General features: G+C 61.1%; 22 protein-coding genes. 11 read left to right on the top strand and 11 right to left on the bottom strand.

The features are described 5' to 3' along the window. Nucleotide 1: 1 nt before the first annotated feature. From BLW69_RS10480 to BLW69_RS10445, 8 genes are all read left to right on the top strand, one after another. Entirely contained in the window at nt 2–721 is a 720-nt protein-coding gene (locus BLW69_RS10480) for a hypothetical protein (protein ID WP_139283844.1), read from the top strand. Nucleotides 722–825: 104 nt separating this feature from the next. After that, a complete protein-coding gene (locus tag BLW69_RS10475; RefSeq protein WP_092661826.1) occupies nt 826–1,677 on the top strand; it encodes a CAF17-like 4Fe-4S cluster assembly/insertion protein YgfZ in 852 nt (283 codons plus the stop codon). Next, on the top strand, nt 1,674–2,285 hold the full coding sequence (locus tag BLW69_RS10470) for a YfbR-like 5'-deoxynucleotidase (RefSeq protein ID WP_092661824.1): 612 nt from the start codon (nt 1,674–1,676) through the stop codon (nt 2,283–2,285). Before BLW69_RS10475 ends, BLW69_RS10470 begins: the two co-directional genes overlap by 4 nt. Next, on the top strand, nt 2,282–2,827 hold the full coding sequence (locus tag BLW69_RS10465) for a tyrosine phosphatase family protein (protein ID WP_062579805.1): 546 nt from the start codon (nt 2,282–2,284) through the stop codon (nt 2,825–2,827). The genes BLW69_RS10470 and BLW69_RS10465 overlap by 4 nt, the downstream gene beginning before the upstream one ends. 98 nt (nt 2,828–2,925) lie before the next feature. Continuing rightward, nucleotides 2,926–3,774, top strand: coding sequence for a mechanosensitive ion channel family protein (locus BLW69_RS10460; protein ID WP_062453379.1), 849 nt, complete (start codon nt 2,926–2,928; stop codon nt 3,772–3,774). Between the two features lie 82 nt (nt 3,775–3,856). Beyond that, the gene (locus BLW69_RS10455) at nt 3,857–6,625 is read left to right on the top strand and encodes a DUF2339 domain-containing protein (RefSeq protein WP_092661822.1); all 2,769 of its coding nucleotides are present in this window, start codon (nt 3,857–3,859) and stop codon (nt 6,623–6,625) included. An 8-nt stretch (nt 6,626–6,633) separates the two neighbouring features. Beyond that, the gene (locus tag BLW69_RS10450; protein ID WP_092661820.1) at nt 6,634–7,284 is read left to right on the top strand and encodes an HD domain-containing protein; all 651 of its coding nucleotides are present in this window, start codon (nt 6,634–6,636) and stop codon (nt 7,282–7,284) included. A gap of 9 nt (nt 7,285–7,293) precedes the next feature. Next, nucleotides 7,294–8,139 (top strand): MOSC domain-containing protein, encoded by an 846-nt coding sequence (locus tag BLW69_RS10445; RefSeq protein ID WP_092661818.1) that lies wholly within the window; start codon nt 7,294–7,296, stop codon nt 8,137–8,139. Between the two features lie 63 nt (nt 8,140–8,202). On the opposite strand, the gene BLW69_RS10440 is transcribed toward BLW69_RS10445, so the two are convergent. After that, nucleotides 8,203–8,454 (bottom strand): hypothetical protein, encoded by a 252-nt coding sequence (locus tag BLW69_RS10440; protein WP_139283842.1) that lies wholly within the window; start codon nt 8,452–8,454, stop codon nt 8,203–8,205. 278 nt (nt 8,455–8,732) lie between these two features. Between BLW69_RS10440 and BLW69_RS10435 the strand changes: the two genes are divergently transcribed. Both BLW69_RS10435 and BLW69_RS10430 read left to right on the top strand, forming a co-directional pair. Then, on the top strand, nt 8,733–9,632 hold the full coding sequence (locus tag BLW69_RS10435) for a DMT family transporter (RefSeq protein ID WP_062453384.1): 900 nt from the start codon (nt 8,733–8,735) through the stop codon (nt 9,630–9,632). 105 nt (nt 9,633–9,737) lie between these two features. After that, complete coding sequence (locus BLW69_RS10430; protein ID WP_162759520.1) at nt 9,738–10,964, top strand: MFS transporter; 1,227 nt, start codon at nt 9,738–9,740, stop codon at nt 10,962–10,964. On the opposite strand, the gene recO is transcribed toward BLW69_RS10430, so the two are convergent. After that, on the bottom strand, nt 10,945–11,727 hold the full coding sequence (gene recO, locus BLW69_RS10425) for a DNA repair protein RecO (protein WP_092661814.1): 783 nt from the start codon (nt 11,725–11,727) through the stop codon (nt 10,945–10,947). The two genes, BLW69_RS10430 and recO, sit on opposite strands and share 20 nt — an antisense overlap. A 221-nt stretch (nt 11,728–11,948) precedes the next feature. Here recO and BLW69_RS10420 point away from each other — a divergent pair, with 221 nt between their 5' ends. Beyond that, nucleotides 11,949–12,341 (top strand): hypothetical protein, encoded by a 393-nt coding sequence (locus BLW69_RS10420; protein ID WP_062453386.1) that lies wholly within the window; start codon nt 11,949–11,951, stop codon nt 12,339–12,341. 10 nt (nt 12,342–12,351) lie between these two features. Here BLW69_RS10420 and BLW69_RS10415 read toward each other — a convergent pair whose 3' ends face one another. From BLW69_RS10415 to BLW69_RS10375, 9 genes are all read right to left on the bottom strand, one after another. Beyond that, nucleotides 12,352–12,867 carry a PAS domain-containing protein gene (locus BLW69_RS10415; RefSeq protein ID WP_092661812.1) on the bottom strand — a complete coding sequence of 172 codons (516 nt, stop codon included), beginning with the start codon at nt 12,865–12,867 and terminating at the stop codon, nt 12,352–12,354. A gap of 208 nt (nt 12,868–13,075) precedes the next feature. Continuing rightward, entirely contained in the window at nt 13,076–13,591 is a 516-nt protein-coding gene (locus BLW69_RS10410) for a hypothetical protein (protein ID WP_062453388.1), read from the bottom strand. Nucleotides 13,592–13,787: 196 nt separating this feature from the next. Continuing rightward, the gene (gene era, locus BLW69_RS10405; protein WP_092662512.1) at nt 13,788–14,783 is read right to left on the bottom strand and encodes a GTPase Era; all 996 of its coding nucleotides are present in this window, start codon (nt 14,781–14,783) and stop codon (nt 13,788–13,790) included. A gap of 9 nt (nt 14,784–14,792) precedes the next feature. Next, nucleotides 14,793–15,512: a ribonuclease III gene (rnc, locus tag BLW69_RS10400; RefSeq protein ID WP_062453389.1), complete on the bottom strand. Its 720-nt coding sequence runs from the start codon at nt 15,510–15,512 to the stop codon at nt 14,793–14,795. After that, on the bottom strand, nt 15,509–16,264 hold the full coding sequence (lepB, locus tag BLW69_RS10395; protein WP_092662510.1) for a signal peptidase I: 756 nt from the start codon (nt 16,262–16,264) through the stop codon (nt 15,509–15,511). The genes rnc and lepB overlap by 4 nt, the downstream gene beginning before the upstream one ends. Before the next feature lie 200 nt (nt 16,265–16,464). Beyond that, nucleotides 16,465–16,872, bottom strand: a complete 408-nt coding sequence (acpS, locus tag BLW69_RS10390; RefSeq protein WP_092661810.1) for a holo-ACP synthase — start codon at nt 16,870–16,872, stop codon at nt 16,465–16,467. Nucleotides 16,873–16,887: 15 nt separating this feature from the next. Then, on the bottom strand, nt 16,888–17,517 hold the full coding sequence (locus tag BLW69_RS10385) for a DUF2062 domain-containing protein (protein WP_062453391.1): 630 nt from the start codon (nt 17,515–17,517) through the stop codon (nt 16,888–16,890). Between the two features lie 189 nt (nt 17,518–17,706). Then, nucleotides 17,707–17,859 (bottom strand): DUF3563 family protein, encoded by a 153-nt coding sequence (locus tag BLW69_RS10380; protein WP_092661808.1) that lies wholly within the window; start codon nt 17,857–17,859, stop codon nt 17,707–17,709. 159 nt (nt 17,860–18,018) lie between these two features. Beyond that, nucleotides 18,019–20,280, bottom strand: a complete 2,262-nt coding sequence (locus BLW69_RS10375; protein ID WP_092661806.1) for a RelA/SpoT family protein — start codon at nt 20,278–20,280, stop codon at nt 18,019–18,021. Nucleotides 20,281–20,294: the final 14 nt, after the last annotated feature.

Here is a 20,294-nt window from a genome sequence, read left to right as displayed (position 1 = left end):
CATGACAAATTTCAACGGTCTGCGTCTGGCGCTTGCCGCAACATGTTTTTGCGGCTTGCAGGTTATGGCACCGGCTTCCGCGCTGGCGCTGAGCACCACCGCGCAGGGTGAAACAGGCGGCAGCAAGCCATCGTCCGGCGTCATGCAGGCTTTCGAGGGTCCGCAAGTGCCGGCGACCGGGTCGGCTCAGGCCCCCGTAGCAGCGCCCGCTGCACCTGCCGCCGGCCAGCCAACGGCTGCGGCGACCGACACGATCCAGGCCGACATCATCCGCGACATGACCACGCTGCCTGAGCCTGTAAAGAAAATGCGCGCCGCCTTGATCGAGGCCGCAGCCTCCGGCGATATCGAACGGCTGAAGCCGCTGACCAATCCCGGCCCGAACCAGACCCAGGTGATGGACTATCAGGGCGACGATCCGGTCGGCGCGCTGAAGAACTTTTCCGGCGATCCAGACGGCCAGGAAATTCTGGCGATCGTCATGGACCTTCTCTCCGCCAGCGCCGTGAGGCTCGAGGCCGGGCAGCCGGAAGAGGTTTACGTCTGGCCGTATTTCGCCGGCAAGTCGATCTCTGCCCTCACCCCACCCGAGCGCGTCGAGCTGCTGCGGATCGTCACGGCTGGTGATATGATCGGCATGGAAGAAAACGACGCCTATAATTTCTACCGCATCGGCCTGTCGCCCGACGGCCAGTGGAAGTTCTTCACCGGCGGCGACTGACTCCTGCCGATCCGCTTGCGGCACCGCGACTGCACTTGTTCGCGCGGTCGGGAGGGCTTACCTGTCGGGTTCGACCTTCCGGCTCAACAATCGGACCTTCCGCCATGCCCGCCGTCCATCTTTCCTCGCGCCAGCTGATCCGGGTTTCCGGTGGCGATGCACGCGAGTTTCTCCACAGCCTGATCACGACAGATATCGAATCCCTGCCTGAACGCACGGCCCGCCCCGGTGCGCTTTTGACGCCACAGGGCAAGATCCTGTTCGATTTCATGATCTCCCGTGACGGCGACGATTTCCTGATCGAAACCGAATCGGCCCAGCGCGACGCGCTGATGCGCCGGCTCACCATGTACAAGCTGCGGGCGGCCGTGACGATTGCAGCCGACGATGCCGATGGCGTGACGGTAACCTGGGGCGACGGTTCGGTTACTGGTGCTGCGGATGCGGCGTTTGCCAAAGCCGGCGTGACTTTGTCGCGATATCCGGGAAAGCCCGAGGGCATTGCGATCGACGCGTCGGAAGCCGAGTACGAGACGCTGCGGGTCGCGTCCGGCATTCCGGCCTCCGGCTTCGACTATGCCCTGCAGGATGCCTTTCCGCACGACGTTCTCCTCGACAAGACCGACGGGCTGTCGTTCCGCAAGGGTTGCTATGTCGGGCAGGAAGTCGTCTCTCGCATGCAGCACCGTGGCACGGCACGGCGGCGTGTCGCGCTCGTCACAAGCGAGACTGCCCTGCCCGTCTCAGGCACGGACATCATGGCCGGTGGCAAGCCGGTCGGCACGCTCGGATCCGTCTTGGGTAACAAGGGGCTTGCAATCGTGCGGATTGACCGGGTCGGCGATGCGATCGCCAATGGTATTCCCCTGACGGCGAGCGATGTCACCGTCGTTCTCTCGCTGCCGGAATGGACCGACCTGTTGTTCCCGACAGCGACGCAAGAGGCCGAGCCGTGAGCGGATTGAAATCTATGCGCGCCTGGCAGCGGATGCTTTCCGGCCGCCGGCTCGACCTGCTGGACCCCTCGCCGCTCGATGTCGAGATTGCCGATATCGCCCACGGGCTTGCCCGCGTTGCGCGCTGGAACGGCCAGACCAAAGGCGACCACGCGTTTTCGGTGGCGCAGCACAGCCTGATCGTTGAGCAGATCTTCTCTCGCACCAATCCCGATGCCTCCAAGGAGGCGATGGCGATGGCGCTGTTGCATGACGCACCCGAATACGTCATCGGCGACATGATCTCGCCCTTCAAGTCGGTGGTCGGCGGCGGTTACAAGGCGGTCGAGTTGCGGCTCGAGGCTGCGATCCATATCCGCTTCGGTCTGCCGCCGCATCCGACCAAGGAGCTGAAGGTGATGATCAAGAAGGCCGACACCGTTGCCGCGTTTTTCGAAGCGACCGAGCTTGCCGGGTTTTCCGTCGCCGAAGCCCAGAAATTCTTCGGCGTGCCGCGTGGCATAACCCGAGACATGCTGGAACTGAAGCCGATGCCGGCGCTCGATGCTCAGGCGCGCTTTCTCGAGCGCTTTCATGCGCTTGAAGCCGATCGCGGTGTGACGGCATGAGCCGGATTATCGTCTGTCCGCTCGACAAGATCGCTGAACTCTCGGTCCGCCACGGCGCCCGTGAAATGGTGAGCCTGATTGCCGAAAAGCAGGATTTCCACCGGCCTGCCGTGATTGCCGCCGCGCGCCACCTGAAACTCAAGATGAACGATATCGGCTTTGCCGGCACCGGCACTCTGATTGCGCCGAGCGAGGCACATGTGGAGCAGCTGATCGCCTTCGTCAAAGACTGGGATCAGTCCGCACCGCTCGTCGTGCATTGTTGGATGGGCGTGTCCCGCTCTCCGGCAGCGGCCGTCATCGCGTCGCTGGCACTTTATCCTGAACAGGACGAGGTCGAGCTGGCGACAAGGCTGCGCAAGGTCGCGCCGCATGCAACGCCGAATACAAGGCTGATTGAGATCGGCGACCGTCTTTTGCAGCGTGACGGACGGCTTGTGCAGGCGATCAAGCGGATCGGGCGCGGCGCTGAAACGGATGGTCGGGCCTCGTTCGTGCTGCCTGTTACGGCACAGGCCGAAATCGAAAACCGCGCGTCCTGATCCCCTGCGGCGGGTGAGAAACGTCGCTCCGTTTGCCTTGACCTGACAGTCACACGCGCCAATTAGCCTCCTCTTTGCAGCAAAGGATCAGGCCCCGAATGGAACAGGCATCGGCTTTCGTCGTCGCAACTCGTACGGCACTCTCACAGCTCACAGCCCTCGGCATCCAGTATTCATTCTCGGTCATCGGCGCCATTCTTCTTCTGATCGTCGGATGGGCCGCCGCCCGCCTGCTCAGTCGCTGGGCGCATAACGGTCTGTCGCGGGTGAACGGCATCGACGCAACGCTGGCGCAGTTCTTCTCCAACATCATCCGTTACGCGGTGCTGATCATCGTCGTGGTGATGGTGCTCGGCCAGTTCGGCGTCCAGACGGCATCGGTCCTGGCGGCGCTGGGCGCGATCGGCCTTGCGGTCGGTCTTGCCCTGCAGGGCACGCTGCAGAATATCGCAGCCGGCATCATGCTTCTGGTTCTGCGCCCGTTCCGCGTCGGCGAATCGATCGAGACGGGCAATGTCAGCGGCACGATCGTCGATGTCGGCCTGTTCGCGACCGAGCTTCGCACCGCCGAAGGCGTCTATCGCCTGGCGCCGAATTCGACGCTTTGGAACGTGCCGATCACCAACTATTCGCGCCTGCACACGCGCCGGCACGAGATCTCGGTGACGCTGTCGGCCGACCAGAGCCTCGACGAGGCCGAAGCCAAGCTCAAGTCGATCGCCAAGGCGGAAACGCGGGTGGAGAGCAACCCGGCACCGACCACCTATCTTGCGGATTTCGATGCCGGCAGCGCCAAGCTGACACTGCGCTACTGGATCAAGAGCGCCCAGTGGTGGGCGGTCAGCCGCGACATGACCAAGGCCGTCAAGCTTGCCTTTGACAAGGTGGTCGAGGAAGAGGTGCCGGCCGATGCGCAGGACGACGGTCCGGCTTCATACACCCCATAACGGTATCGACGGGGAGATCGGCTTTTCTTTGCGGACCAATGGTATAACGTCCGCTGACCTTCTCAACCGAGCCCGCTAGCATATGATCCTCCAGCTTCTGCTGATCGTTCTCATTCTCTCCCTCGTCGTCTCGCAGCGAAAGCTGTCGGGCCGGGTCGCTTCGCTGGAGAAAGAACTTTCGGATGTCCGGGCGCGCCTGCTGACCGGCGTTCCCGTCACTTCCGAGGCGCTCGTGTCGCCCGAGACGGCGCTTGCCGAGATCCGCACCGAAGCCGCGGCTGAGATGGCCGCCGACACGGGCTTTGCAAAGGCTTCGGCAGAACCGTCGAAGACCGAAGTTCTGGCAGAGATCACGGCGCCCGAGGAGAGGACGTCCAATCAGGCAGCCGAAACACCTCCGCTCCCCGCGCCCGCTCCGCGCTTCCGCCGTGAAAATCTGGAAAGCTATCTTGGTGCTCGCTGGCCGGTCTGGGTGGGTGGCGTGGCACTCGCCTTTGGCGGCATCTTCCTTGTCCGCTATTCGATCGAAGCCGGTCTGCTCGGCCCCGGTGCCCGTCTGTCGCTGGCAGCGATGTTCGGCCTCGTGCTGATTGCCGCCAGCGAGCTGGTGCGCCGTCGGGCAATGCCCAAGATGTCGGAGCTCTTTGCCAATGCGATGATCCCCGGTGCGCTGACGGCCGCCGGCAGCATCACGCTGCTGGGCGCGTCCTTCGCGGCCTACGCCTTTTACGACTTCATCGGCTCCGGCACCGCCTCCATGCTGATGGCCCTGATTTCGTTTGCAACAATCGCGCTCTCGCTGCTGCACGGGCAGACGCTGGCCGGGCTTGGCCTGCTTGGCTCGCTGATCACGCCGCTTCTGGTGACGACCGACGACCCAGACGTCAACGCGTTGTTCCTGTTTCTCGGCGTGAGCTGGCTGGCGTTGAACGCCGCCTCGCGCATCCGCCGCTGGACCGTGGTGCCAATGATCGCCAATTTCGGGATCGGCCTCTGGGTTCTCGCCTACACATCACAATCGCTGCCGATCGACACGATGCCGCCTTCGCTGGTGCTGCTGATGATGATTGCCGGAACGATCCTCATCTGGCCCGGCCGCGTTTATACGCGCGGCTCGACAGGGAGCGGCGGCTGGCGGGCGCTGCTGAAGAGGCCACCGCTGCGGATCACCCTGTCGTTATCAGTGACGGTCGCGATTTCGGCGCTCGCCATGCTGGTCGCCACGCCTGGGGGCTCTCTTCATCCGCTGTTCGTCTTCGTCGCCCTGATCGGCGCGCTGGCCGCCGTCGGCAGCAGTCGCAGCTACGGGGTGTGGACGGTCGTGGTTGCAGCGCTTGCCGCGCTTGCCGGTATCGCGACCGTTGCGTCGACATTGCTCGCCTATGTGATGCCCGAACCGGTGACCGGCACAACCGCGCCTGTCGTTGCCGCTTTCGGCCACGAGATTGCAGGCTTCCTGCTCCTCGGCGGCATCTTCACGCTGCTCGGGGCCGGGTTCCTCAGGCGCTTCCGGCATGAGGAACTGACGTTTTCGGTACTCTGGTCCTTTATGATGGGGGCAATGCCGGTCACGATCGGGTTCATCTCGTTTCTGAACTTCGGCAATTTTTTCCGCGACTGGACGCACGGCCTATATGGCATCGGCATCGGACTTATGATGCTCGCGGTGGCGGAGTGGCTGTTTCGCGGACGTGACGAAAGCGATGGCGACGGCATCGATTGGCCGGCGAATATCGCAGTGCTCGGCTCCTTCGCGGGCTTCACGCTGGCACTACACGCGCTTACCAACGGCATCGTCACGACGATCCTTCTTTCCGTTCTCGGCTTTGCCTATCTGATGGCGATGCGAGTGCGGAAATGGGCTGCCCTGCCCTGGATGATGGCGGCGGCAATCGCGATCGTGTTCGGTCGCATCGCCTGGCAGCCGACGCTGGTCGGGCCGGACAGTCTCGGCACGACGCCGTTCTTCAATGCGCTGCTGCCGGGCTACGGTATTCCGACCCTGCTCGCGATCATTGCGGCCTGGATGCTACGCAAATCACCCGATGTCCGTGTCCGCAACGTTTTGCAGGGACTGGCATCGCTTGCAGCCCTGCTGACACTTGCCGTGCTGATACGCCACGCGATGAATGGCGGCGTGCTCGATGCCCGTACGCCGACGCTTGGCGAGCAGTCGATCTACACGCTCTTGACGATCGGCTTCTCCGGCATTCTGATGACGCTCGACCTGAAGAGCCCGAGCCCCGTCTTCCGCTACGGCTCGATGATCGCTGGCGCGATCGCGACGGTGAACGTGCTCTCGGCGCATGTGTTTGCGCTCAATCCGTTCTTCTCCGGCGAAAGCACCGGCTCCTGGCCCGTCCTCAACCTTCTGCTGCTCGGTTATCTTCTCCCGGCGCTCGCCTATGGACTGACCTCGTACTTGGCGCGCGGCCGGCGGCCAGCGCCCTATGTGGCGATGCTCGCCGTCTCGGGCGCCCTGCTCGGCTTTCTCTGGGCGACGCTTTCGGTTCGACGCTTTTTCCAGGGCCAGAATATTGCCCAGTGGAAGGGCTTTCTCGCTTCCGAAACCTATGCCTATTCTGTCGTCTGGCTCCTGATCGGCATCGGCCTTCTGGTAGCGGGCTCGAAATGGAACGCCAAGAGCCTGCGGCTTGCTTCTGCAGTGCTGGTGCTGGTGTCCGTGGCAAAGGTTTTTCTGATCGACATGGCCAATCTCGAAGGCATTATGCGGGCCCTGTCCTTCATCGGGCTGGGGGCAGTTCTGATCGGAATTGGGCTTTTCTATCAACGGATTCTGGTCAACAAGAACGACACATCTAATACAGACGATTCTCACGAACCCTCGTAGAAACCAGCATGACCGCGTCACTCGCAGAAGCCTTTTCGCCCCACCAGGATCTGGCCAGAAGCCTCATTCCGCATGCGAGTGCTGGCGACGATGGAAGCCACGATCTGGCTCACATCGCCCGCGTCTTCAAGAATGCGATGCGCATTCATCAACACGAAGGCGGCGACGGGCGGGTGCTGGCAGCCGCGGTGCTGCTGCATGACTGCGTTGCGGTGGAAAAGAACTCGCCGCTGCGCAACCAGGCATCTCGTCTTGCCGCGGAAAAGGCGGCGGGCATTTTGGGCGAGATGGGCTGGAGCGAGACCGATATCGATGCGGTTTCCCACGCCATCCTCACCCACAGTTTTTCGGCAAACCTCGAGCCGCAGACCATCGAGGCGAAGATCCTGCAGGATGCGGACCGGCTCGATGCAATAGGCATGATCGGTGCGGCACGCTGTTTCTACATTGCCGGGCGGATGGGTTCCGCGCTTTACGATCCGGCCGATCCTCTCGCCAAGCATCGACCGCTGGACGACAGGACGTTTGCAATTGATCATTTCGAAACGAAGCTGTTCAAGCTCGCCGACGGCTTCAAGACGCAGGCCGGCAGGCAGGCGGCAAACGAACGCCACCAGCGTCTGAAAAGTGTTCTCGACCTCTTTCTCGATGAAATTTGAGGAAAACCCATGCATGTCAGCGAGATCAACTACTACCCCTTGAAGAGCGGCCGCGGCATTTCGCTCACTGAGACGCAGATGACGTCCACGGGCATACCCGGCGATCGCAGCTTGATGCTGGTCGATACCAGGGGGCATTTCGTCAACCAGCGCGATCTTCCAGAAATGGCGCAATTGCAGGTCCTGCCCGACACGGACGGGTTCCGGTTTTCGATGGAGAGCAAGGGCGAGATCACCGTCACCCGGCCGCCGGGCTACCGGCGTACCGATGTGGTCGTTTGGAATTCGATCGTCAGCGCCGCGCTGGCCGACAAGGATGTCAACTCGACCCTTTGCGACTGGCTGGGCTGCGACGTGCGGCTTGTTTTCTTCGATGAACGTTCGAAGCGGACCGCAAGCGACGACTGGGCAGGACCCGATACGCCGGTCACATTTGCCGACGGATACCAGGTCCTGGTCACGACCACCGGCTCGCTCGAGGCGATCAATGCCGACATGGAGAAGCATGGAGAAGGCGCCGTCGGGATGGACCGGTTCCGCGCCAACATCGTCATCGACGACGGGGACGCCTTTGGCGATGACCATTGGGAGGCTATCGAGATCGGCGGCCTTCGTCTCGATCTCGTCAAACCCTGCGCCCGCTGCATCATGATCACCCAGGATCAGGTGACCGGTTCGCGGGATGTCGCCAACCCGATGCCGGCACTCGGTCGCCTGCGCATGTCGGCCGACCGGCGCGTTCCCGGCCCGCTGTTCGGATGGAACGCAGTGCCGCGCGGCGGCGGCATGATCGCAATTGGTGACGACGTGAAAGTGGTCTCAACACGCGGCGCCTGGGCCATCAAGCAGCGGTAAAGAACAGCGGCCATGTTGTTGTCTGGCCGCGTCCCCTTACCGGACTTGAGAACTGTCGTGAGCTTACCGAGCCAAGCGCATTGCCTGGCCCTGGCAGTCCAGCACCTCGTCGATGGCGTGACCAATTTTTTCGATCAGTTCCTGCAGGTTCGGGTTTTCCGGATCGAGAAAATCGCCAACGAAGGCGACAACATTATCCGCCGTCAAAGGAAAACCGCTGATGCTACACTTCAGGATTGCCTGGTTTGCAATCGTGGTCGCGGTGATGCGCTCCAGAAATTCGTTTCGCTGGTCTTCCGTCATCCCAGTGAGCATCGTTTCTCCTGATTTGCTTGCCCAAGTCTAACTCAACCTTGAGAACATATGTTCCAGTCGCCAGTACGGGGAAGACCTCAAGTGGAGGTCTCCAGAACTATTTGCAGTTTCTCATATACCTTTTTCGGGTCTGAAGGTTCCCTCTGACGGCACCGCATGGCAGACATGTCCAATCGGCGTTTGTTGACAAAGGTCAAAACCGGTCAAGAACACCAATCTCACAAACGTAGGGCGTCACGGCGGCGCTTGCGCGCTCCGCACTGGAATCGATCACCATCATGACATCTCGGTCTACGGGACTTCTCTTCGCGTTGACTGCTGTCATTATCTTCGCGGTTCAGGACGGCATCTCGAAACACCTGGGCGGCGCCTATCCTCCCATTTTCGTGGCGATGATCCGCTACTGGGCCTTCGCAGGTTTTGTGCTCATCGTGGCCGGTCGCTCGTCCGGCGGTGTCAAAGGTGCAGCGTCCGCGAACAGGTTGTGGCTGCAGATTGCCCGCGGGGTCATTCTGGTTTTCCAGATCGCGCTGTCGATCTTCTCCTTTGCCGAGGTCGGTCTTGCGGCCACCCATACGATCTTTGCGGCGACGCCGCTGCTCGTTGCCTGCCTTTCGGTGCCCTTGCTTGGCGAGAAGGTCGGCTGGCGGCGGTGGACCGCGATCGGCGTCGGCTTTGCCGGCATCCTGATGATCATCAATCCGCTGCATGCGACATTCGATTTCCGGATCGTCATCCCGCTGATCGGCACCACGATGTTTGCGCTCTACTCGGTGCTGACCCGGCTCGCGAGCCGCACCGACACGGCCGATACCGCGTTTTTCTACACGGGTATTGCCGGTGCTGCGGCGATCACGCTGGTCGGTCCGTTTTACTGGTCGCACATCACGCTTTCCGACTGGTTCTGGATGTTGACGCTTTGCGTTACCGGCATGACCGGGCACTATCTGCTGATCCGCGCCTACTCGCTCGTCGACGCCGTCGCGGTACAGCCGATGTTCTACGTACAGTCGGTGCTCGTCTGCCTGATCGGTGTGATGCTGTTCGGCGAGATGATGACCATCAACATGGTGGCCGGGTGTGCGATCGTCATCAGCGCCGGCGCCTTCACGCTCTGGCGCGAATCGCGGCTTGGCAAAGTCCCACCGCCCCCGATCGAGCCGCCCGGCGCGCTGTAGAAGAGGCTTGTCGCATCAGCTGTTGTGATGCATCGCGTCAGGAAAAGTCGTTTCCCATTTCAAACCCGCGCGGCTATGGATAATGCCTCAATTCAGGAGGCAAGCATGTCCAACCCCGCGCGCGCATCGATGCCCTGGCTGATCATCACGGCCGGTGCCTTGGTTGCGATGCTGACCTTCGGCCCGCGTTCGGCAATGGGCTTCTTCCAACTGCCGATGTTGTCCGATCGGGGCTGGGATCGCACCACGTTCGGGCTCGCGATGGCGATCCAGAACCTCGCCTGGGGCCTTGGCCAGCCGATATTCGGAGCGATAGCGGACAAATACGGTACCGGCCGCGTGCTCGCCCTGTCGGGTCTCCTCTATGCGGGCGGACTGTTCCTTATGTCGTCCGCGCAATCAATTCCCATGCTGCACCTGTCCGGCGGTCTGATGGTGGGGCTTGCCGTCGGCGCCGGTTCGTTCGGCACGATCCTGTCAGCCTTTGCCCGCAACGTGACGCCCGAACAGCGCTCCTTAGCGTTCGGGATCGGCACTGCCGCCGGATCTGCCGGGATGTTTCTGTTTGCGCCGCTCAGCCAGGCGCTGATCACGGCCTACGGCTGGTCGGACAGTCTGATGATCATGTCGGCGATGATGCTTGCTGTTCCGCTGCTTGCCATCCCGCTCCGGGGCAATGCCAGCTCCGGCACGCAGAACCAGACGGAGTTCAAGCAGACCGCGGCGCAGGCACTGCGGGAAGCCTTCGGGCACAAGTCGTACCTGTTGCTGACCTCGGGCTTTTTCGTCTGCGGTTTTCAGGTAGCTTTCATCACCGCGCATTTTCCGGCCTATCTTCGCGATATCGGCATCGAGGCTCGGTATGCGGTGATCGCCATGGCCCTGATCGGTTTCTTCAACATCATCGGCTCGCTTGGCGCCGGCGTGATCGGGCAGCGCTACTCGAAACCCTATCTGCTCGCCTATATCTATATCGGCCGCTCGATCGCCGTCACGGCCTTCCTGCTTCTGCCGCAGTCTCCGACCTCGGTCATCATCTTTGCCGCCGTGATGGGTCTCTTGTGGCTGTCCACGGTGCCGCCGACCAACGGACTGGTGGCGATCATGTTCGGCACGCGGCATCTGGGCCTGCTTGGCGGTTTCGTGTTCCTGTCGCACCAAGTAGGGTCGTTCCTCGGCGTCTGGATGGGCGGCGCGCTTTACGACAGGCTCGGTTCCTATGACATGGTCTGGTGGTTCGGCGTTGTGTTCGGCCTGTTTGCCGCGGCCGTACACTGGCCCATTCGCGAAAAGACGGTGAACCGCCAACCGGTCATGCAGCCGGCGGAATGATACCTGATCCTTGCGGCGTCTGATCCTCAGGGGCTCTCGACAGCGCCTTCAGCGCCGCCTGAACGAACCCGTCGCGGGCGGTACTCTGGGTCATTCCTCGCGGTTCATAGACATGCCGGGATAGGAAATGGCCGGTCAGACGGAAGGCCGCGGCCATGCCGTCGCGGTCGGCAGTCCTGGATGCCCCCTCTCCCAGAAAATCCGGCAGGGCCAGCATGCGGTCCGCATAGGGAGCGCCGGCATCGCGGCTCACGGCGCGACCGGATTTCGGCGACACATAGACAAGATCGCTGCGTGTACCTGTCGCTGCACATTCCGAAAGATCCAGTCCGAAACCAAGATCGTTCAGCACCGCGAGTTCGAACCGGACGAAGAGTTCGCCCGCATCGGACGGATCATCCATCGCATCGAGAATGATATCGAGGGCCTCAAACAGGTGCGGATGCGGATCACGCTCGGGAAGCAGCCGAAGCAAAGCCCCCATCGCCTGGACACCGTAGACCGCCGTTGCGGTTTCCATCAGCTTCGCTGCACGCAGTTGCAGCGGTTCGAGCTTGAATTCGCCGAGATGCTCGTCGAGACGCGCGCGCCAGACCACCTCCACGCGGTTTCCCGGCTGCAGCACCGGTTGCATCGAGCGCGAGCGGCCGGACCGGACGATGCCGAGATGGCGGCCGCGTTCGCGCGTCATCAGTTCGGCGATGACACTCGTCTCGCCGTGGCGTTTCACGCCGATGATGATTGCCTCGTCCTGCCACTGCATCGATAGGTGAACTTCCTGTCTGCGTTGATCAGTTCTACCGTATAACCTCTTGGGACTGAATCGGTTTCTGCGTCTTTCCGGCACGGTTTGCGGGCTCTGTCGGTGTCTAGGTGTGGCTGTCGCGCCTCCCTCGATTTATCTCTCGATCGGGCTGGAACAAATTGCCTTCGCCGCGGATTTCTCCGCCGAACAGCCAAGAGCAATACGCTGCCGGAGATCACATGAAAAACGCCCTGCTCGCTACCGCTATCATTGCCGCGATGCCCTTTGGCCTCGCCTTGCCAACGCCTGCGGCCGCGCAGTCGCCGCAGCTTGAACAGGCCTGCGTCGCGGTTGCCAAGAACTTCCTGCTCATTCCAGACGTCAAGACCGGCATTGTGCAGTCCTTCCCGGAACTCGATCCGCCGGGCGCACGTCTGACCTATTCGACCCGCCAGGACGCCAAGCCGACCGATTTCACCAACGAGATCGATTGCGAGTTCGGCAAGGGTGGACCTCCATTCACGCTGCTGCGCTTCTGCATCTCGAAGACATGCTACGGCCCGGGTGAGCAGGAGCCCGAAAATCGTCGTCGCTTCGAAGAGGTCAAGGCGCTGATGGAGCGCAAGAAGTAAGATCTCCGTCTCAGCCGAGATCCGGCGTCAGCATGTTCAGTGCTGAAGACAGATATCGCGCGGCCAGAGCATGGCCGCGCGCTGAAGCGAGATCCAGCGCTGCCCGGCAGTGGCTCTCGAGTGGATCACTGATCTGGATCGGTTCGGCGAGCGCTGGCTGCACGATGACAGTGCCGCTGTAGATCGAAGGCAGCCCATCGACATCGCGTAGACAGCGCCCGTTCGCGCGAACGCTAACCTTACGGCCATCCGGATGGGTCAGGCTGTATTCGGCATTGTATGCTGCACCATCGACGATCGCCATGTGGATAGCCTTGGCCACACGCTGCTTGTCGCCTTCGTCGATGTAGCGCACCAGGACGTCGATCGGCATTCCGATCGACAGGTCCTCGATCGAGAGACCAAACACATGGGCGATGACCTCGTCACCATAGACGCGGTTTTCTGCAACATTCCAGCTGTAGAACCCCACCGCGTTGATGAAATCCTGATCCGCTTCGTCAGAAGCGATCGTTCCGCGTGCCATGTCCGCTCCCTATGCCAATACGACGCGTAGTTGTACCATCACCATCGCGTTAGCAATCGCGTACATTGATAGATGACAAGTTGCTACGGGGTTCTACGTAACGAATCACGAGCGCCCTTTGGCTGACAGGAATGTCCAAGGGAGCGATTCTGCAGCCATCGTGCACGACCGGAGGATGCAGCCGCAATTTGCACGAACCATGGATGCTTTACGCTTTTTTGCCGCCATCCAGCACGTTGAGTGCGGAGGACAGGTAGCGGGCCGCAAGCGCGTGGCGGCGGCTGTTGGCGATTTTCAAAGCCTCGAGACAATGGGTCTTGAGTGGATCGCCAGAGTGAGCACCACTGCCCACTTCGACAGCGGTAACGGAGCCTGTGTAGATCGACGGCAGGCCGAGCTTGTCGCGAAGGCATCGTCCCTGCCCTGTCACCGTGACGCGGCGACCGTCCACATGGGTGATCCCATAACTCTGGTGGCACTTTTTGCCAGAAATGATGGACTCGTGCAGGGCTTTTGCGACGCGCTGCTTGTCGCCATCGTCGACGTTGACAATGACCTGTTCGATCGGCGCGCCGCTCTCGAGGTCCCTGTAGGGGACCCCGTAGATGAATGCGAAGACCTGATCGCCGTAGACCTTGTTCTCCTGAACGTTCCAGCTGAAGAACCCAACCGCATCGCTGAGATCCATACCACTGAAGGCATCAAAACGTCTTATATCGCTCATGCCTGGCACCACCTCCACGATTTGCCGAGATCGCCTCAGTCCTTTAATACAACCAGCGTAACCCGTCGGCGTATTTTAGGAAATAACAATTAAGCATTTCCGAATTTACTAACATACGAAATTAGACAGCAGTTCCTTCTCCCGATATCAAGCTAACGCATCGGAAGGAGTCGGCAAGCCAAAAACGGTTAAACATTCAGTTTTTCGGGAATTCCAGGCCCATTTCGCGGAAACGTTGTGGATCGTCTCCCCAATTTTCCCTGACCTTCACAAAAAGGAACAGGTGAACGGGCTGTTCAAGGATCTCGGTCAGTTCCTTGCGCGACGCTGTCGAAATTGCCTTGATGGCGTCGCCGTTCTTGCCGAGAGCGATCTTCTTCTGGCTTTCGCGCTCGACATAGATGACCTGTTCGATCCTGACGGAGCCATCCTTTCGCTCTTCCCACTTCTCCGTCTCGACATGCGAGGCGTAGGGAAGCTCTTGGTGGAGCCTTAGAAAGAGCTTCTCGCGGGTTATTTCGGCAGCAAGCTGGCGCATCGGCAGATCGGAAATCTGATCCTCCGGATAGTACCAGGGGCCTTCCGGCAGGGTCGTGGAGAAATAGTCCATCAGATCGTCGCAACCGGAACCGGTCGTCGCCGATATCATGAACGTGCGCACGAAGTCGATCTTTTCGTTGGCCGCAGCAGCAAGCGCCAGAAGATCCTCGCGCTTGACCTGATCGATCTTGTTCAGAAGCAGCAGTTTCGGCTGATGCACATCCTTCAGACCCTCGAGGATCGCGTCGGCATCGCCGCGCAGGCCGCGTTCGCTGTCGATCAGGAGCGCGATCATGTCGGCATCCTTGGCGCCGCCCCAGGCGGTGGTCACCATGGCGCGGTCCAGCCTGCGGCGCGGCTTGAAGATGCCGGGCGTATCCATGAAGACGATCTGGGCGTTGTTGTGGATCGCGATGCCACGAACGATGGCGCGGGTCGTCTGCACCTTGTGGCTGACGATCGACACCTTGGCGCCGACGAGACGGTTGACCAGCGTCGACTTGCCGGCATTGGTCGCTCCGATCAGCGCCACGAAACCGGAATGGGTCGGGCCGGCTTCAACCGGAGCCGCGGGGGTCTCATCGGCTGCGGTTTCCGGCTGCGCGGCGTTTGCCTGGTCGTCTTTGCCTTCGGTGGTGTTGTCTTCGATCATGATGTCCAATCAGTCTTCAGCAGAGGTCTTCTGCCAGACGCCTTCGCGTTCGAGTATCCGGGTGGCAGCCACCTGTTCGGCTGCACGTTTCGACCGGTCGGCGCCCGTTTCGGGCGAAACACCGGGAATCTCGACCGTCACGGTAAAGCGCGGGTCGTGATCCGGGCCGGAGCGGTCGTCAATGCGGTAGGACGGGGTCACACCGAATTTGGCATGTGCCCATTCCTGCAATTCCGTCTTGGCGTCGCGGCGGGCGCCATCGGCGCGGGTCGCACGCGCCTTCCAATGACGCAGAATGAAACCGCGGGCAGCTTCCAGTCCGCCATCCAGATAAAGGGCGGCAATCAAGCTCTCCACCACATCGGCGCGGACGTTCATCATCCGCTTGCCGGTGATCTTCTTGACGTCGGCGCCGGTTCGGATGAAACGGTGCAGTTCCATCTCGTCTGCAACAATGGCACAGCTTTCGGCGCTGACCAACTGATTAAGGCGCACAGACAGCTCACCTTCCGGTGCGGACCGGAAGGTGGTGAACAGAAGTTCGGCAACGCAGAGCCCGAGCACACGGTCGCCCAGAAACTCCAGACGCTCGTAATTGGCATCCTTGGCAAGACCGACGCTGGCATGGGTCAGCGCCCGGTCAAGCCACTGCTTCTCGGAAAAGACATGGCCGATTATCGTCTCGAGACGGCCGCGTTCTTCTTCCGAGAGTGAGAGCGGTTTCATCAATGAACGCCCTTGAAGAGACGGTCCCAACGCATGTTGGACGGCCATTTCCAGATCTCGCGGAAGGACGTGTCGTTGCCGAGCGAGAAGAAGATGACGCTGGCGCGACCGACGAGGTTTTCGGCAGGAACCATGCCCGGACCTTCATCGAAGCGGCTGTCGAGCGAGTTGTCGCGGTTGTCGCCCATGAAGAAGTAGTGTTCGGCCGGCACGACGAACTCGCGGGTGTTGTCGCCGCGCGAGCTTGGGGACTGGTCGAGCGTGTCAAAGGTCACGCCGTTGTCGAGCGTCTCGCGGAAGACTGGAACGTTGGTGCCGGGATCGGAGCGGTAGTCGGATGTGAAAGCGCCGTCGCCCTGCTTGGGTACAGCGGCTCCGTTGACGAAGAGCACGCCGTCGCGAACCTGGATGCGGTCACCGGGAAGGCCGATCAGGCGCTTGATGTAATCGATCTCGGGCTGCTGCGGCAGGCGGAACACGATCACGTCGCCGCGCTTCGGCTCGCTGAACTGAAGGACACGGCCTTCAAACAGGTCCGGCGAAAACGGCATCGAATATTTTGAGAACCCGTAGGCGAACTTGTTGACGAAGATATAGTCGCCGACCAGGAGCGTCGGCATCATCGAGCCGGACGGAATCGTGAAGGGCTGGAACAGGACGGTGCGGATCACCATAGCCAGCAGCAAGGCCTGGATGATGACCTTGATGTTTTCCCAAAGGGCATTCTGCGGCTTCGTCTCGGCGTTATCGGACACGTATTTCAATCTCTCTCTTCACGGCGGATGGCTACCTGTGTGAAACGTGCCGCAATCTTCGAGAGATCACGCCCGCCGTTCAGGTCATTCCTGCGTGGCACCTTGTAGCTACAAAACCGCTGCGCGCTTTTGCGGGACATGCTTTAGCGTCTTCACAGAGCGGCGGCAATGGGCCACCGCTTCGCCAAATTCGGGTACGCTCACGGAGCGGCCACCGGTCGCGCCTCAATGATCACGAAGGCCTGCGCATAGGGATACTCGTCGGTGATCGTGACGTGGATGAAAGGCTCCTGACCGGCGGGCATCAGTTCCGCCAGCCGCTCGCCCGCGCCACCCGTCAACACCATGGTCGGCTTGCCGCCCGGCAGGTTGACAACGCCCATGTCTTTCCAGAACACGCCGTTTGCAAGGCCGGTGCCGAGAGCCTTGGAGCAGGCTTCCTTGGCGGCGAACCGCTTGGCATAGGATTCTGCGCGGTTCTTCCGACGATCGGACTTTGCGCGCTCGATCTCGGTGAAACAACGATGGGTGAACCGTTCCCCGAAACGTTCGATGGATTTTTCAACTCGACGGATGTCGATGAGGTCACTGCCCATGCCGATAATCATCAAAGTCCCTCTTTCTCAAGCATCGACTGACTTGCGGTCTGCCGGCTGCGCCGTCAAGTTCCCCGGCTGATATTCCCGCTCATAGGCCTGCTGATATTCGCTGCGGCGGGCAAGGCGACGCTCCGTCTGGCTGTTGCGAAAACTGCGGATCCCGAAATAGGTCGCGACATAGACAAGCAGTCCGCAGAACAGTCCGGGAGGCAGCGAGCCGATCAGCATCGGCTCCAGGATCGGGTCCCAGAGTTCCGATAGCTTGAGCTGGGAAAACAGCGCCGCTAGATCGACCGGCCGCGCTTCGCCGCCGCCAGCGCGGCCAAGGATGAACTGGCCGATTTCCCACGTAAGGGGCCAGATGATGGGACAAGTAACGGGATTGGCGAAGGCCGTGCCAAGCGCCGCAGCGACCATGCTGCCGCCCAGCACCCAGGCAAAAGGAATCGCAAAAAGGATGTGGAAGCCGAGAAAGGGTGTCCAGGCGCTGACCATGCCGATCGCAAGACCGGCAGCAACCGCATGCGGCGAACCGCCGATGCGCAAGATCTTGAGCCGGTAATATCCGAGCACACGGCGGAACCCCTTCGGGGGGAATATTGCGCGATGCAGCTTTTCTCGGAAGGTCGGGGCTTTGCGGCGCCGAAAGGGCATGAAGCAGCTTCTTTCTGGTTCGGTCCGGTCAAGGATCCGAGAACCATCATCTCAGTTCGGAACGGTCTTCGTAGCGGAAGCCCAAGATGATGGCGAAAATTGGCCGCTGGCATCGGGCCGCTTCGCGCACGGCCCCCGGGATAGATCTACTGCACGACAGACGGCCGAGCCGCTGTCATGTCATTGAATTCAGATGGACTTGCGGAACATGCCACGGTCGATCTGGCGAACGCGGTGCTCGAGATCGAGGCGATCGCAGGCTTCGTTGAGGTATGCCATTTCGCGTTCCTGGACGGAAGGGCCGCGCAGGACGCGGGCGAACTTGCGGACGGAGGTAAACATCTGACGTCTCTTTCGGTAAATGTTGCGGTGCAGCAGATATAGGCTGAACCAGCGGGCTTTACCAACGCAAGGGTTACCTCCCAGCCCTGCATTGAATGCATACCCTCTCAAAGGGAGCGCACTCAAAACAGGCAGTCCGCGTCGACGATCGGCTGGGGTCTAGTCGTAGACACGCTTCAGGTTGGAAACGCAGTCCAGTTCCTTCAGCTGCGTCAGGAGCTGATTGAGCTGGCGCACGTCCCAGACTTCGACTTCCATGGCGATCTCGGAGAAATCGGCGGCGCGATTGCTGGCCATCGACAAGGATCGGATGTTGATGTCGAGACCGCCGATTGTCTTCGCGACCGTCGCAAGGGTGCCTGGCTCGTTGATCGTGTTGACGTCGATCCGGGCCAGAAAACGAGACTTGTTGGCCTCGTCGAGATCCCAGCGCACATCGATCCAGCGCTCCGGTTCCTCATCGAAGTGCTGCAGGATCGGCGCCTGGATCGGATAGATGGTGATCGCCTCGCCCTTGTCCATGATCCCGACGATACGGTCTCCGGGCACAGCGCCGCTCGGTGCGAAACGCACCTGCATATTGCCGGCAAGACCGCGGATCGGAACCGGTTCCGGGCTCAACGCAACGACATCGCCGGCATTGACGGCCGCCTGGGCATCCTCCAGCGGTGCCTTTGGCTGGTTCGGCAGCTTGAACATCATGCCGGACGCACTGCGCATGTTGAACCAGCCGTCATCGGCCGACGGCTTCACGGTAACGCGTTCGTCCTTGAAATCAGGGAAGACGGCGCGCAGCACGTCGAGCGACGACAGCTCCCCTCGCCCGACGGCAGCGATCGCATCCTCGACATCCTTGTGGGCAAGCCGATGCAGAGCAGGCTTCAGCGCCTCGCGGGTAAAGGTCTTTGCGGCGCGATCGAAGGTGCGCTCCAGAATGCGATAGCCGAGGCCGGCATACTGTTTGCGGATCGCCATGCGGGTAGCGCGGCGGATGGCCGAGCGGGCCTTGCCGGTGACGACGATTTCTTCCCAGGCGGCCGGCGGAACCTGCACGCCCGAGCGGATGATCTCCACCTCGTCACCGTTGTTCAGCCGGGTGACAAGCGGCATGATACGGCCGTTGATCTTGGCGCCAACCGTGGTGTCGCCGATATTGGTATGAACCGCATAGGCAAAGTCGATCGGCGTGGCACCGCGCGGCAGCGCGATCAGCTTGCCCTTGGGCGTGAAGCAGAAGACCTGATCCTGGAACAGTTCGAGCTTGGTATGCTCCAGAAATTCTTCCGGATTGTCGCCTTCGGCAAGCGACTCGATCGTATGGCGCAGCCAGGAATAGGCGCTCGATTCCTTGGGCAGAAGATCGTCGCCCTTGGCACCACCCGACTGGCCGTCCTTATAGAGCGCATGCGCGGCGATCCCGTATTCGGCAATCTCCTGCATCATCTCGGTACGGATCTGCAATTCGATGCGCTGCCTCGAGGGGCCGACGATCGTCGAGTGGATCGAGCGATAGTCGTTCTGCTTCGGGTTGGAGATGTAGTCCTTGAAGCGGCCCGGCACGACGCGCCAGCGGGTATGAACGATGCCGAGCGCCTTGTAGCAGCAGGCGACGTCGTCGACGACGATGCGGAAACCGTAGAGGTCGGAAAGCTGCTCGAAGGACAGCGACTTCGACTGCATCTTGCGGAAGATGGAATAGGGCTTCTTCTGGCGTCCCTTGACGGCGGCGTCCGGCAGGCCGTTGGCGACGAGAAGATCGCGCAGCTCGTCCTCGATCTTCTTGATCAGCCCTTCGTTGCGGGCCGAAAGATCGGCCAGCCGCTGGGTGACAGTCGCATAGGCTTCCGGGTTGATGTAGCGGAAGGACAGGTCCTCGAGTTCGTCGCGCATGTCCTGCATGCCCATGCGGCCGGCCAGCGGCGCATAGATATCCATCGTCTCTTCGGAAATGCGTGCCTTCTGCTCGGCCTTCATATGGTCGAGCGTGCGCATGTTGTGCAGCCGGTCGGCAAGCTTGACCAGGAGCACGCGCACGTCGTCGGAGATCGCCAGCAGTAGCTTGCGCAGATTCTCGGCCTGCTTGGCCTTTTTCGAGACGAGATCGAGACGCTTGAGTTTGGTCAGACCTTCGACGAGACGACCGATATCCTCGCCGAACAGCTCGTCGATCTCGGCGCGGGTCGCCGTCGTGTCCTCGATCGTGTCGTGCAGCAACGCGACGGCGATCGTCGACTCGTCGAGATGCATGTCGGTGAGGATGGCAGCCACTTCGAGCGGATGCGAGATATAGGGATCGCCAGAGGCGCGTTTTTGCTGGCCATGCTTTTGCATGGCGTAGACATAGGCCTTGTTGAGAAGAGCTTCGTTGGCCTCGGGCTTGTACTTCTGTACCCGCTCAACAAGCTCGTACTGCCTCATCATCCCGTGAAATGCCC

This window comes from Rhizobium sp. NFR12 (genome assembly GCF_900108545.1).
In the GTDB taxonomy this organism is placed as follows: domain Bacteria; phylum Pseudomonadota; class Alphaproteobacteria; order Rhizobiales; family Rhizobiaceae; genus Neorhizobium; species Neorhizobium soli.
This window is presented reverse-complemented; position numbering and strand designations above follow the sequence as displayed.

Coding starts and splice junctions, on each gene's coding strand:
- BLW69_RS10480 (WP_139283844.1), top strand. CDS start 2: ATGACAAATTTCAACGGTCTGCGTCTGGCGCTTGCCGCAACATGTTTT.
- BLW69_RS10475 (WP_092661826.1), top strand. CDS start 826: ATGCCCGCCGTCCATCTTTCCTCGCGCCAGCTGATCCGGGTTTCCGGT.
- BLW69_RS10465 (WP_062579805.1), top strand. CDS start 2,282: ATGAGCCGGATTATCGTCTGTCCGCTCGACAAGATCGCTGAACTCTCG.
- BLW69_RS10460 (WP_062453379.1), top strand. CDS start 2,926: ATGGAACAGGCATCGGCTTTCGTCGTCGCAACTCGTACGGCACTCTCA.
- BLW69_RS10455 (WP_092661822.1), top strand. CDS start 3,857: ATGATCCTCCAGCTTCTGCTGATCGTTCTCATTCTCTCCCTCGTCGTC.
- BLW69_RS10450 (WP_092661820.1), top strand. CDS start 6,634: ATGACCGCGTCACTCGCAGAAGCCTTTTCGCCCCACCAGGATCTGGCC.
- BLW69_RS10445 (WP_092661818.1), top strand. CDS start 7,294: ATGCATGTCAGCGAGATCAACTACTACCCCTTGAAGAGCGGCCGCGGC.
- BLW69_RS10440 (WP_139283842.1), bottom strand. CDS start 8,454: ATGCTCACTGGGATGACGGAAGACCAGCGAAACGAATTTCTGGAGCGC.
- BLW69_RS10435 (WP_062453384.1), top strand. CDS start 8,733: ATGACATCTCGGTCTACGGGACTTCTCTTCGCGTTGACTGCTGTCATT.
- BLW69_RS10430 (WP_162759520.1), top strand. CDS start 9,738: ATGTCCAACCCCGCGCGCGCATCGATGCCCTGGCTGATCATCACGGCC.
- recO (WP_092661814.1), bottom strand. CDS start 11,727: ATGCAGTGGCAGGACGAGGCAATCATCATCGGCGTGAAACGCCACGGC.
- BLW69_RS10420 (WP_062453386.1), top strand. CDS start 11,949: ATGAAAAACGCCCTGCTCGCTACCGCTATCATTGCCGCGATGCCCTTT.
- BLW69_RS10415 (WP_092661812.1), bottom strand. CDS start 12,867: ATGGCACGCGGAACGATCGCTTCTGACGAAGCGGATCAGGATTTCATC.
- BLW69_RS10410 (WP_062453388.1), bottom strand. CDS start 13,591: ATGAGCGATATAAGACGTTTTGATGCCTTCAGTGGTATGGATCTCAGC.
- era (WP_092662512.1), bottom strand. CDS start 14,783: ATGATCGAAGACAACACCACCGAAGGCAAAGACGACCAGGCAAACGCC.
- acpS (WP_092661810.1), bottom strand. CDS start 16,872: ATGATTATCGGCATGGGCAGTGACCTCATCGACATCCGTCGAGTTGAA.
- BLW69_RS10385 (WP_062453391.1), bottom strand. CDS start 17,517: ATGCCCTTTCGGCGCCGCAAAGCCCCGACCTTCCGAGAAAAGCTGCAT.
- BLW69_RS10380 (WP_092661808.1), bottom strand. CDS start 17,859: ATGTTTACCTCCGTCCGCAAGTTCGCCCGCGTCCTGCGCGGCCCTTCC.
- BLW69_RS10375 (WP_092661806.1), bottom strand. CDS start 20,280: ATGATGAGGCAGTACGAGCTTGTTGAGCGGGTACAGAAGTACAAGCCC.